Annotated in this window: 10 protein-coding genes; 7 read left to right on the top strand and 3 right to left on the bottom strand. The window is 75.6% G+C overall.

Translation table 11 applies throughout. The features are described 5' to 3' along the window. Positions 1–25: 25 nt before the first annotated feature. The 3 genes from OG871_RS07850 to OG871_RS07840 form a co-directional block, all read right to left on the bottom strand. Complete coding sequence (locus OG871_RS07850) at positions 26–1,078, bottom strand: ferritin-like protein (RefSeq protein ID WP_371495355.1); 1,053 nt, start codon at positions 1,076–1,078, stop codon at positions 26–28. 193 nt (positions 1,079–1,271) lie between these two features. Further along, positions 1,272–2,021 carry a (2Fe-2S)-binding protein gene (locus OG871_RS07845; RefSeq protein WP_371495353.1) on the bottom strand — a complete coding sequence of 250 codons (750 nt, stop codon included), beginning with the start codon at positions 2,019–2,021 and terminating at the stop codon, positions 1,272–1,274. An 88-nt stretch (positions 2,022–2,109) separates the two neighbouring features. Further along, the gene (locus OG871_RS07840; protein ID WP_371495351.1) at positions 2,110–3,282 is read right to left on the bottom strand and encodes a hypothetical protein; all 1,173 of its coding nucleotides are present in this window, start codon (positions 3,280–3,282) and stop codon (positions 2,110–2,112) included. Positions 3,283–3,516: 234 nt separating this feature from the next. Between OG871_RS07840 and OG871_RS07835 the strand changes: the two genes are divergently transcribed. From OG871_RS07835 to OG871_RS07805, 7 genes are all read left to right on the top strand, one after another. After that, positions 3,517–4,212 carry a hypothetical protein gene (locus OG871_RS07835; RefSeq protein ID WP_371495349.1) on the top strand — a complete coding sequence of 232 codons (696 nt, stop codon included), beginning with the start codon at positions 3,517–3,519 and terminating at the stop codon, positions 4,210–4,212. A gap of 213 nt (positions 4,213–4,425) precedes the next feature. Continuing rightward, entirely contained in the window at positions 4,426–4,725 is a 300-nt protein-coding gene (locus OG871_RS07830) for a hypothetical protein (RefSeq protein ID WP_371495347.1), read from the top strand. Continuing rightward, a complete protein-coding gene (locus OG871_RS07825) occupies positions 4,722–7,004 on the top strand; it encodes a heavy metal translocating P-type ATPase (protein ID WP_371495345.1) in 2,283 nt (760 codons plus the stop codon). The genes OG871_RS07830 and OG871_RS07825 overlap by 4 nt, the downstream gene beginning before the upstream one ends. Next, positions 7,001–7,549 carry a copper chaperone PCu(A)C gene (locus OG871_RS07820; RefSeq protein ID WP_371495343.1) on the top strand — a complete coding sequence of 183 codons (549 nt, stop codon included), beginning with the start codon at positions 7,001–7,003 and terminating at the stop codon, positions 7,547–7,549. Before OG871_RS07825 ends, OG871_RS07820 begins: the two co-directional genes overlap by 4 nt. Before the next feature lie 215 nt (positions 7,550–7,764). Then, positions 7,765–9,153, top strand: coding sequence for an MFS transporter (locus OG871_RS07815; RefSeq protein ID WP_371495341.1), 1,389 nt, complete (start codon positions 7,765–7,767; stop codon positions 9,151–9,153). Between the two features lie 76 nt (positions 9,154–9,229). Next, positions 9,230–11,068: an asparagine synthase (glutamine-hydrolyzing) gene (gene asnB, locus OG871_RS07810; RefSeq protein ID WP_371495339.1), complete on the top strand. Its 1,839-nt coding sequence runs from the start codon at positions 9,230–9,232 to the stop codon at positions 11,066–11,068. 22 nt (positions 11,069–11,090) lie between these two features. Next, complete coding sequence (locus OG871_RS07805) at positions 11,091–12,377, top strand: cytochrome P450 (protein WP_371495337.1); 1,287 nt, start codon at positions 11,091–11,093, stop codon at positions 12,375–12,377. Positions 12,378–12,427 lie beyond the last annotated feature (50 nt).

The raw sequence follows: 12,427 nt of genomic DNA, 5'->3' as shown, positions 1-12,427 counted from the left end.
GTCTGAACGGCGAGGCACCCACTGCTCACTCCTCGATGTACAGGAACTCCGGCCCGTAGGTCCTCCCGCTGCCGTCGGGCAGCTCCAGCTGCACCAGCTTCCGGGCCTCGGTGCGCATCCCGCTCATGTGGCCGATCGCCGTGACGAGCGGTGTCCGGTCGTCCGTCTGCCACGCGGCCTCCAGCGCTCGCAGCATCGCGCTGAACTGCGTGTTGAACGCGCCGAGGACCTGCTGGACCGCGGGCGCGGGCGCGTTCGACGCGTCGTTGGCCCAACCGCCCTCGGGGACCCTCCCCATGGGGAAGGCCGGGGGCAGCGGGACGTCCTCGCCCTTGAAGTCCCAGACGGCCGGCGACTCCGACACCTTGATCAGCCGCTTCCCGTGGAACATCTCCCGGAACACGTAGTAGTGCGCCAGCTCCCCGGGCTTGCCGGGGAACGGGTTCTCGGGTGACGCGGAGGTGCCCTCGCCCTGCTCCTTGATGATCTCGATGGCGGCCCGGACCTTCTCGATGGTGTCCAGCGGAACGATCTTGTTGCCCTGGCCGTGGCTCTCAAGGGAGAAGTCGACCTGCCGGGCGCCGCTGATCAGGTGCTGATGCGTCTCGAACGCCTCCTCGATCGCGGTGTAGAACGCGCCGATCGTGGCGAAGGTCTCGAACTGGGCGACCGGGTTCTCCGGGCGCTCGATCTCGGAGAACATCTCGACCGAGTCCTTGGTCAGACCTTCGAGGAAGACGGTCAGGTCCGGCCGCACGCCGCCCGGAAGCGCGTGCTCGTACTTGGGCACCACCTTCGGATCCGCGAGGACCGGAGTCCCTCCGATGGTGGTGAGCATGTTGCACACCAATCCCATGTGGGTCATCTCGTCGAAAATGATTTCCCGGATGTCCTTGGCGACCGCCTCGCTTGCGCTCTTGATCGACCACAGAGCACTCGCGTACGGGCCGATCGTCGCGATCTCCACCATGATCGCCTGCTGTAGGGAGTTCTTCAGCCACTGCGCATCGCGGTCCGCGGGGAGGACCGCCATCAGCTCGACGATGGCGTTGCTCCGGTACTCAAGGACATCGGTCATGCCGCACCTCTTTCGCTTCCGTTCGGGCAGCCCGAAATGTATCCAGTCGGCGAGTCCGGCAGGTGGTGCGAAGACGAACTTTCGTGACGGTTCACCCGATCGGGAGCTGTGACGGCTGTTCAAGGCCGTTCGGCGCTGCTGTTCGGGCGGCGGCCGAGCGGGCCGTGAACGGCGGCTGCCCCGCGTCGCCGGCCTACCGGCCGGAGGGGGGCCGGCGGCGCGGGGCGGGTGCGGTGTCGAGGACGCAGTCACCGCACAGGCCGCCGCCCGGTACGCGGTAGTACAGGCAGCAGGTGGTGCGGCGGAACGGCGGCGGCCCGCCGGGGGCGACCGCACCGGCACCGGTCAGCGGGGCCCGGGCCAGCAGCCCGGCCACCAACCACCTCGCGGTGTCGGTGCCCTGATGCGGCGTCAGTACGCGCAGGGCGCCGACCAGCGCGGAGGCCGCATTGCCCCAGAGCAGCCGGTCGGCGACCGGCGCGATCGAGCGGACGGCCTCGCCGAGCGGTACGAGGACGCCTTCGACCGCGCCCCGGTGCAGGGCGTCCACCGGATCCCCGGTGACGGCTTCGACGCCGGGCAGCGGCAGCCAGAGATCGAGCGGGCCGCCGGGCGGGAGCCGCACGTGCGCCCGGTCCGGGTGCAGGTCCGCGCTGCCGCCGAAGGACGCCACCCCCAGCGCCACCGACCAGAGCCGGGCCGCGAGCCCGAGATGGACCACCGACGCCGCCACCCGGACCTCCTCGGTGCGCAGTTGGCCGGCGGCGTGCCGGATCCGCCGGGCGAGGGCGGTGTCCGGCCCGGGAGCGAACAGCTCGCGCAGCGGGCGGAAGCCCTCCGGCGGGCCGTCGGCCGGGTCGCAGGCGTCCACCCGGAAGTACGGACCGACGGCTCCGACCAGGCGGAGCACCTCGGACGCGGGGAAGGCTTCGGCATCGGGCACGGGTGCCATGGTGGCACGTGGGGCGAGTACGGGGCGGCAGACGTCGGACCGGTCGGTCCGCCCACCGCCCCGCGGCGCGGACCCGGGCTCACGGCCGGCGGGCCGCGCCCGAGTCGGCGGAGAGCTGCAGGGCGGAGACGTCCACGGCTTCGAAGTCGGCGCCGGTGAGGGCCCCGAGGCGGGCCAGGGCGGTGTTGTCCCAGCGGTCGTCCTGGGTGCCGCTGACGTACCAGGCCGAGCCGTTGTCGGCGACGATCGCGCCATAGGTCTTCAGTGCCTGGGCGACCGCCCGGGCCTGTGGCGGCAGCCCCGAGATGTCGACGCCGGCCTTCAGCCGCAGCCGCAGGCCCATCGGCGGCAGCCCCGGATCGGTGCTGCTGCCGGCCTGGTGCCGGGCGGGCCAGCGGGCGGCCTTCCGGCTGTGCGGGACGGTGATCCGCAGCGCGTGGCCGATGGTGCCGGTGCTCGCCTCGTCGTAGCGGGCCAGGCCCGGCAGGATCGGCAGGCCGGCGGCGTCCGCGGAGGTCCAGCCGGCCGGGCGCAGCGCGTTCGACCGGAGGTCGAAGACGGCGCCGGAGCCGGCCCGCCAGGAGCCGTCGCCCTGGGGGTGGGCGCCGTAGAGCTCGTAGACCCGGCAGGCGGCCCGGTCGAGGGCGATCACGTGGCGGTCGCCGTCGGCGTTCGGGCCGCCTTCGACCAGCGCTCCGGAGGGTATCGGGTAAGGGCCCCGGTCGCTCTCGTCGGCGTAGTCGAAGGCGACCTTCGCGGTGGGCGTCCCGGCCGGGACGGCCGTGACCGGGATGCCGAACGGCGCGCCCTCCCAGGTGCCGGCACCGAAGTCGGCCTTGAGGTGCTTGGCCGTGCCGATGCCCGCGACGAGGGCGGCGGAGTCCGGTGCGGCGGGCAGCTTGTCGACCGGGGTGCGCCAGATGCTGTCGGCGGGGGCGACCGGGCAGCCGCCGAGGTCGGCGGCGCCGTCGGCGGCGGGTGATGTCGAGGCCGGGGCGGTCGAGGGATCGGCGGGTGCGGTGGTGCCGGGTGCCGCGGTGTCCGACGCCGCGGCGGTCGGGGCGGTCGGGGCGGTCTGGGCCGGTGGTGGCGCCGAGGCGGCGGCCGGGGTGAGCGTGCCGCGGTGGCCCTGTGGCTGCGCCAGCACCACCGCGAGGCCGGCCACCGCGCACAGGGCGACCGAGCCGACGGCCAGCGGGGCGCGTCCCCGGGAGCGCGGGCGGCGGTGCGGACGGCGGGTCGGAGGGGTCACGCGGGCGTGCCTTTCGCCGGGGGACGGGCGGCCGCGGGGGCGGCGGCCGGGTCGTCCGCGGTGGCTCGCCGCCACGGCGGGGCCCCGGGCGACATCCGGCAGTGAACCCAGCGCGCCCCGGGGTGTCAAGCGGTCCCGACGTCGGGCGGTCCGGGGTCGAGGCCGGTACGGACCTCACGGTGCGTCAGGCCGCTGCCGGGCCGGGCCGTGGGGCCGTGCCATGATGAAGGTGCCATGTTCCCGTCGACGCGGTTGCGCACCGTGCGCGCCCTCCTCTTCTCCGGGGTCTGCACGACTCTCGGGGCTCTCGGGCATGCCCTCGCCGGTGGTGGACCGGCCGCCCTGCCCGCCGTCCTGACGGGTGGTGTGCTGACCCTCGGGGCGGCTCTGGCGCTGGCCGGGCGGGAACGCGGGCCGCTGGCCGTGACGGCCGGTGTGCTGGCCTCTCAGCTGGGGCTGCACCTGTGGTTCGCCGCCTGGACGGTGCCGCCCGGCGGCCCGGGTGCCGTCGATCCCGCCCGGCTGGTGCTGGACCGCCTGTTGTGCCCGGCCGGTCTGCACCGGCCGATCCCGGAGGACCGGGCCGCGGAGCTGCTGCGGGCGGCCGGTCTCGACCCCGGGCCGGCGCCGCAGGCCGCTCCGCACGGGCATCCGGACTGGCGGATGACGGCGGCCCACCTGCTGGCCGCGCTGGCCTGCGCCTGGTGGCTGCGGCAGGGCGAGGCCGTGGTGTTCCGGCTGCTGCCCGCACTCGGCCCGGCCGTCCGGTTCGTGCGCTGGGCGCTGCTGCTGTCCGTCGCGACCGGTTGCCCGGCGCTGCCGCCCGGGCCCCGGCCGGCCGACCGGGGGGCCGGTCCGTACCGGCCGCCCCTGCTGCGGCACTCGCTGGACGGCCGGGCGCCGCCGGCCCCGTTCGCCCCGGTGGTCTGACCGCCGGGGAGGCGCCGCGCGCAGCCGCCGACCGCCCGCGGGTGACCCGGGCGCCCGGCGGGCTGCCCTTCCCCCTTCACCGTGCCGTTCGGCGTTCCCCGCCGGCCGCTGATCGCCGACTGCCGATCGCGGGCCGCCGGGTCACGCCCGCCGCGGCACGTCCTTCTCCGGCGTGCGCCCGTACGGCGCGGCCGACTCCTTCTGGAGAGTCAGATGAGCAGTACGACGACGACCAGTACGACGACGACCAGTCCACCCGCGCAGGCCCGTCCGGCCCGCCTGCTGGCGTGTTTCGCGCTGATGCTGGCCCTGCTGTTCGGGGCCTCGTACGGCCTGGGCCGGGTCGCGGGGCCGGTCGCCCCGGGCCTGGCCCCGGCCGGCCCGGACCGGGACCACCCGGGTGACCGGCCCGGTGACATGGACGGTGGCGGTGACATGGACGGTGACGGGATGTCCGGCATGACGATGGGCGCCCCCGCGCCGTCGGCCCCGGCCCAGGCGGTGGCCCGGTGAGCGCCCGGGCGGCCGGCACGCCCGCCCGGCAGGCCGCGGAGCCGCAGGCCGAGCTGGTGACCACCGACCTGGCGATCGGCGGGATGACCTGCGGCGCCTGCGTGGCCCGGGTGGAGAAGAAGCTGGCACGGCTGGAAGGGGTGAGCGCCGGGGTCAACCTGGCGACCGGGCGGGCCCGGGTCGTTCACCCCGGCTCGCTGGACGCGGCGGAGCTGGTCGCGGCGGTCGAGGCGGCGGGCTACACGGCCGAACTGCCGGACGACGCGGAAGCGGGCCCGGCCCTGCACGAAGACCTCCTGCCCGCCTGGCAGTTGGCGGTGGTCGCGGCGCTGGCCGTGCCGGTGATCGTGCTGGCGATGGTGCCGGGGCTGCAGTTCCGGGGCTGGCAGTGGGTCAGCGTCGCGCTCGCCGTACCGGTGGTGACCTGGGGCTCGGCGGAGTTCCACCGCCGGGCCTGGCGCGGGCTGCGGCACGCCACCGGGACCATGGACAGCCTGGTCAGCCTCGGCATCCTCGCCTCGGCCGGCTGGTCGGCGTACGCGCTGCTGTTCGGCGGTGCGGGCGAGTTGGGCATGGAGATGCCGTTCTCGCTGACCGCGCAGGCCGGGGAGGGGGCACACGTCTACCTGGAGGCGGCGGTCGGGGTGCCGCTGTTCGTGCTGTGCGGGCGGTGGCTGGAGGGCAGGGTCCGGGACCGGACCGGGTCGGCGCTGCGGGCGCTGGCCGAGCTCGGTGCCAAGGACGTCTGCGTACTGGACGACGGCGCCGAGCGCCGCATCCCGATCGACCGGCTGCTGCCGGGGCAGCTGTTCGTGGTCCGGCCGGGCGAGAAGGTGGCGACCGACGGCGTGGTGGTGGAGGGCGGCTCCGCGCTCGACCTGTCCCTGCTGACCGGCGAGAGCATGCCGGTGGAGGTCGGTCCGGGGGACCGGGTGACCGGTGCGACGCTGAACGTCGGCGGCCGGCTGCTGGTCCGGGCCACCGAGGTCGGCCGGGACACCCAACTGGCCCGGATCACCGCCCTGGTGGTGGACGCCCAGACCGGCAAGGCCAGGTCGCAGCGGCTCGCGGACACGGTGGCCGGGGTGTTCGTGCCGTGCGCGCTGGCGATCGCGGTCTGCGTGCTGGGATTCTGGCTCGGCGCCGGGGCCGAGCCGGCGGCGGCGGTCACCGCGGCCGTCGCGGTGCTGGTGGTGGCCTGCCCGTGCGCCCTCGGCCTGGCCACGCCCACCGCGCTGCTGGCGGCGACCGGGCGCGGCGCGGAGCTCGGCGTGCTGGTGCGCGGACCGGAGGTGCTGGAGAGTCTGCGGCGGATCGACACGGTGGTGCTCGACAAGACCGGCACCCTGACCAACGGCCGGATGGAACTGCTGGAGGCGGTCGCCGCGCCGGGCGCCGACCTGGACGCGGTGTTCCGGCGGGCCGGCGCGCTGGAGGACCACTCCGAGCACCCGGTCGGCCGGGCCGTGACGGCGGCGGCCCGCCGCCGCTGCGGCGACGACCTGCCGGCCGTGCACGGATTCGCGGCCGAGCCGGGCACCGGCGTGAGCGGCGAAGTGGAGGGCGTCACCGTCCGGGTGGTGCGGCCGACGGCGGCCGGGCCGCTGCCGGGCCCGCTGGCCGCCGCGCTGGTGAAGGCCGAGACCGACGGCCGGACGGCCGTCGTGGTGGAGCTGGACGGCACGGCGGCCGCCCTGCTGGTGGTCGGCGACAGCCTGCGTGCCGGCAGCTACCGCACGGTCCACCGGCTGCGCGGGATCGGCCTGACCCCGGTCCTGGCGACCGGTGACGGACCGGGCGCGGCCCGCGCGGTGGCCGAGCACCTGGGCATCGCCGAGGTGCACTCGGGTGCCTCGCCGGAGCGCAAGGCCGAGCTGGTCGCCGAACTGCGGGCGGCCGGGCGAAGCGTCGCCGTGGTCGGCGACGGGGTGAACGACGCGGTGGCGCTGGCCGCCGCCGACCTCGGGGTGGCACTCGGTTCGGGTACGGACGCGGCGATCGGCGCGGCCGGGCTCACTCTCGTCCGCGGCGAGATCGAGACCGTGGTGGACGCGGTGCTGCTGGCCCGGCGCACCCTCGCCACCGTCCGGGCCAACCTCGGGTGGGCGTTCGGCTACAACCTGGTGCTCATCCCGCTGGCCGCCGTCGGCCTGCTCAACCCGATGCTGGCGGGGCTGGCGATGTCGGTCAGCTCCGTCCTGGTGGTCGGCAACAGCCTGCGGCTGCGGACCTGGCGCCCGGGGCCGGCCCGGTCGGCGCGGCCGGGGGCGGGCGGATGAGGATACGCCGGGACGGGCTGGCGGCGGCGGCGCCGGTCGGCGCGGGCGCCGTCACCCTGCTGGTGCTGGCCGGGTGGGTCGGACTCGGCGGGGCGGGCCGGTCGCGTCCGGTCGAGGTGGACCAGGGCTGGGTGCTGATCGGTCCGGGCGCGAGCCCGGTCTCCACCTCGGCGTTCTTCACGGTCCGCAATCCCGGGGACGTGCCCGACCGGCTGATCGGGGCGAGTACGGCGCTCTCCGGGCGGGTGGCCCTGAGCCGGCACGAGCACCGGGGCGGTGGCGCCCGTCCGGCCGAGACGGACGCGCTGCCGGTGCCGGCGCGCGGCGTGCTGACGATGGACCTGATGAGCGCGGACCTGGTGCTGTCCCGGCCCGGACCGCTCGTCCGGGGACAGCGGGTGGAGTTCCGGCTGCGGTTCCGGCGCAGCGGGGAGCTGCGGGTGACGGCGGTCGCCGTGACCCCGCAGGAGCTCTCCGGCCTGCTCGCCGGCGGTCGCGCGGACGAGCCCGCGGGCAGCCGAGCGGTCGGACTCGCGGGCGGCTGAGCGAACGGGCCCCGGGCGGCTGAGCGGAGCCGCCGGAAGGGCCCCGCGCCGGGCGCGCCCGGCCCGGTCGTAGCGGCGGGAGGGGTTCCGGAAGAAATCCGCCATCTGTTCGGAACTCTCCCGGCCCGGCGGACGACTGGTGTGACGGATGCCGTGGATCCGCGGCATCCGTCACGAGGGGGAGGACGGTCCATGCCGACACGCGGCGGGGTGTCATGACGACCGAGCGGACCGCGCCCGCACCCGCGGGCACCGAGCTCGACCGCTGGCCGCTGGTGGGTCTGGCCGGCCTGCTCGCGTTCGTCGCGATGCTCGACCTGAACATCGTCACCGTGGCCGTCCCGAAGATCGCCGAAGGCCTCGGGGTCCAGCCGGAGACCGCCCAGTGGGCCGGACTCGGCTATCAACTACCGGTCGTGGCCCTGCTGTTGCCGGTCGGACGCTGGCTGGACGGCGCCGCCCTGCGACCGGCCCTGCTGGGCGCGCTGACCGGGTTCGCGCTCTGCTCGGCGGCGGCCGCCGCCGCGCCCGGCGCCGGCTGGCTGATCGCGGCACGGATCGCCCAGGGCTGCTTCGCCGCCGTCCTGTTCGTGCTGATGCCGGTGCTCGCCGCCACGGCGGTGCGGCCCGAGCTGCGGGCCCGGGCGATGAGCGTCCCGGCCACCCTGGGCCCGCTCGGGGCCGTCACCGGGCCGGCGGTCGGCGGCCTGCTGCTCGACCACCTGGGCTGGCGGGCCGTGTTCCTGGTCAAACTCCCGCTCTGCCTGGCCGCGTTGGTCCTCGCCCACCGGCACCTCGTCCGCGGCGGCAGACCGCGCCGCCCGGACCGCCGCTCGCTGGCCGACGCCGCGCTGATCGGCGCGGCCGTGGGCGCCGTCCTGCTCGCGTTCACCCTCGCGCCCGACGCCCCGCCGTGGCTGCTGCTCGCCCTCGCGGCCGGTCCGTTCGCGGCGCTCTGGCTGCGCGGCCCCGGCGGGCGCACGGTGGTCGCCGTCCTGCGGGACTCCGGCACCGCGCCGGTCAACGCGGCCGTCCTCGCCGTCGCGTCCGGCTTCGCCGCGATGCACTACCTGATCTCGCTGCACCTGCAGCGCGACGAAGGGGTCAGCGCCACCGCCACCGGCCTCACCGTGCTCGCCTTCCCGGCCGCGATGGGCCTGGCCGGACCGCTCGGCGGCCGGCTCGCGGACCGCTTCGGCACCCGCCCCACCGCGGCGGCCGGCGCCGCCGTCACCGCGCTCGGACTGCTGCTGCTGATCCCGATCGGCGACCACTGGTCCACCGGCTCGATCGCCTGGCGGCTCGCGCTGGCCGGACTCGGCATGGGCCTGTACGGCGGGCCGAGCCAGGCCCTGGTGATGACCGCCGCCCCACCGGACCGGATGGCCACCGCCGGCTCCACCGTCCAGCTCGCCCGCTCCCTGGGCTTCGCGCTCGGCCCCGCGCTCGCCACCGCGGCCTGGGGCCTGGCCGGCCGCGGCGGCACCGGCGTCCGGACCGGCCTGGCCGTCGCCGCCGCGGCGGCCTGTCTCGCGGTACCCCTGCTGGCCGCCGGCGTCCGCTCGTCGCGGTCCGGCCTGCCGCGCAGACGCTCCGGCAGCTGACCCCGGTCGGCCGCGGGCGCCCCCTTCACCCCACCCGCCCCTCGTCCACCTCTTCCCCGCAGAAGGGAACATCCGCATGTGCGGAATCACCGGCTGGGTCTCCTTCCACCAGGACCTCACCCCACAGTCGGCGGTCATCGAGGCGATGACCGCCACCCTGGCCCGCCGCGGCCCGGACGCCGGCGGCTGCTGGCTCGGCCCGCACGCGGCGCTCGGCCACCGCCGGCTCTCCGTGATCGACCTGGTCGGCGGGGTCCAGCCGATGGCCGACCGGCCGGAGCAGCCCGCCGCCGTCCTCAGCTACAGCGGCGAGGTCTACAACCACCACCGGCTGCGCGCCGAACTCCAGCGGCTGGGACACGAGTTCCGCACCCGCAGCGACACCGAGACGGTGCTGCGCGGCTACCAGCAGTGGGGCGACGCGGTGGTCGACCGGCTGGAGGGCATGTACGCCTTCGCGATCTGGGACGCCCACCGCGAGCGCCTGCTGCTGGTCCGCGACCGGCTCGGCGTCAAGCCGCTGTACTGGGCGGAGGTGGACGGCGGCCTGGTCTTCGGCTCCGAGCCGAAGGCGCTGTTCGCCCATCCCGAGGTCACCCCCCGGGTGGACGCGGACGGCCTGCGCGAGACCTACAGCCTGCTGTTCAACACCGGCCCCACGCTCTGGGCCGGCGTCCGCGAGATCCCGCCCGGCGGCCTGCTCACCCTGGACCGCTCCGGCCTGCGCGAGCAGCTGTACTGGCAGCTGACGGCGCGACCGCACGAGGACGACCGCGAGACCACCGTCGAGCGGATCGGCTCCCTGGTCAACCGCACCGCCCGGGCCCAGCTGGAGGCCGACGTCCCGCTCTGCAGCCTGCTGTCCGGCGGCATCGACTCCACCGTGATCACCGCCCTGGTCGCCGACGAACTGCGGCTCGCCGAAGGCCCCGGCGCCCGGCTGCGCTCGTACGCCGTCGACTACAGCGACCAGGCCGAGCAGTTCACCGGCGACGTGCTGCGCACCGGCCACGACACCCCGTTCGCCGCCGAGGCCGGCGCGTACATCGGCACCGAGCACTCCACCGTGGTCCTCGACCCGCGCAGCCTGCTCGACCCCGAGCACCGCCGCGCCGTGGTCGAGTGCCGGGACTCGCCGATCGGCGTCGGCGACATGGACACCTCGCTCTACCTGCTCTTCGGCCGGATCCGCGAGCACTCCACGGTCGCGCTCTCCGGCGAGGCCGCCGACGAGATCTTCGCCGGCTACCCCTGGTTCCACACCCCTGCGGCCGTCCAGGCCCCGACCTTCCCGTGGCTGCTGGTCACCGGCGACGAGGCCGCGATGCCGCTCAACCCCGAGCTGGCCGCGACCCTGCGGATCGCCGAGTTCCGTCAGGACACCTACCGGGACGCCCTGGCCGCCGTTCCCCACCTGCCGGGCGAGACCCCGGCCGAGCACCGCCAGCGCGAGCTCCAGCACCTCTCGCTGACCCGCTGGCTGCGCCAGCTCCTGCACCGCAAGGACCGGCTGAGCATGGCCCAGGGCCTGGAGGTGCGCGTGCCGTACTGCGACCACCGGCTGGTCGAGTACGCCTTCAACACCCCCTTCGCGCTGAAGAGTTTCGACGGCCGGGAGAAGAGCCTGCTGCGCGCCGCGGCCACCGGTCTCGCCCCCGACTCAGTCCTGCGGCGGCCGAAGAACCACTACCCGGCCACCCACCACCCCGACTACAACAGCGGCCTGCAGGCGATGGCCCGCGAGGCCCTGGACGCGCACCACGGCCAGGTCCGCGAGATCGCCGACGAGGCCGTGATCAAGGCCACCCTGGACACCCCGCCCGACCGGCTCACCTGGGGCCACCGCCTGCGCCTGGAGCGGGTGGTCGACCTCGCCCTGTGGCTGGACCACCACAACCCCCACCTGACGTTCTGACCTCTCCCGGGAGCCCCCAGTCATGACCGACCCCACCGCGCCGGCGGGCCGCTGCCCGTACGGCCATGACACCCCGTCCGGCGCCGAACAGGCGGAGCCCGTACCGCTGTTCGGCCAGGAGTACAAGAGCGACCCCTACCCGCTCTACCGCGAGCTGCGCGCGGCGGGCCCGGTGCACCGGGTGCGCTTCCCCAGCGGCATCGCCGCCTGGCTGGTGACCGGCTACCAGGCCGCGCACCAGACCCTCAACGACCCGCGCCTGGGCAAGAACCACCGCCTGGGCAACGAGGGTTGGCGCAGGCTCGCGTCGATCATGCCCGAGCCGCAGCACTCCCAGCTCCAGGTGCACCTGCTGCACCAGGATCCGCCCAAGCACACCGACATGCGCCGGCTCGTCCTGGACGGCTTCGCCCCGCGCCGGATCGAGGCCCTGCGCCCGCGCTTCCAGCAGATCGCCGACGCCCTGGTCGACGCCCTGCCCGCCACCGGCGGCGCCGACCTCGTCCAGGGCTTCGCGGCCCACTACCCGTTCCGGGTGCTGGCCGAAGTCATCGGCCTGCCACAGGAGTTGGCGTCCCGATTCGATCGCGACTGGGGCAAGGTCGTCCAGCCGGTCGGGCCCAAGGACCCGGGCCGTCCGGCCTACGAGGGCCGGCTGCGCGGACTCCAGACGTACATCGCCGACGTGGTCGCCCACAAGCGGGCCGAGCCCTCGGACGACCTGCTCGGCCGGCTGGTGGCCGCCCAGGACGACGGGCAGCTCGGCAAGGAGGAGCTGGACTCCATGATCTTCCAGCTGCTGGTCGCCGGCCAGGAGCCCGTCACCAACCAGATCAGCACCATGCTGATCACTCTGCTGCGCCACCCCGACCAGCTCGCCCGGCTGCGCGACGAGCCGGCCCTGCTGCCCCGGGCGGTCGAGGAACTGCTGCGCCACGACAGCGCGTTCGAGCTGACCACCTGGCGGTTCTTCGCCGAGGACAGCGACCTGCACGGGACCGTGATCCCGGCCGGCGACTCGGTGATCGTCTCGCTCTGCGCGGCCAACCGGGACCCGGAACAGTTCCCGGACGCCGACGCGCTCGACTTCGACCGCACCCCCAACGCCCACCTGGCCTTCGGGCACGGCATCCACTTCTGCCCCGGCGCCGCGCTGGCCCGGGCCGAGCTCCAGATCGCCCTCGGCACCCTGCTCGCCAGGCTGCCCGGGCTGCGGCCCGCCGTCGACGGGTCCGAGCTGAGCTGGATCCCCGCCGTCCTGGCCCGGGGCGTCAACCACCTTCCCGTCCACTACGACACGCGCTGCTGAGCACGCCGCACTGACCGTCAGCCGTCCCCGCGCCCGGCGCTCCCGCGCCG

The organism is Kitasatospora sp. NBC_00374, assembly GCF_041434935.1.
Lineage (GTDB): Bacteria > Actinomycetota > Actinomycetes > Streptomycetales > Streptomycetaceae > Kitasatospora.
The sequence above is the reverse complement of the archived record's forward strand: the minus strand, read 5'-3'. Positions and strand labels throughout refer to the sequence as shown.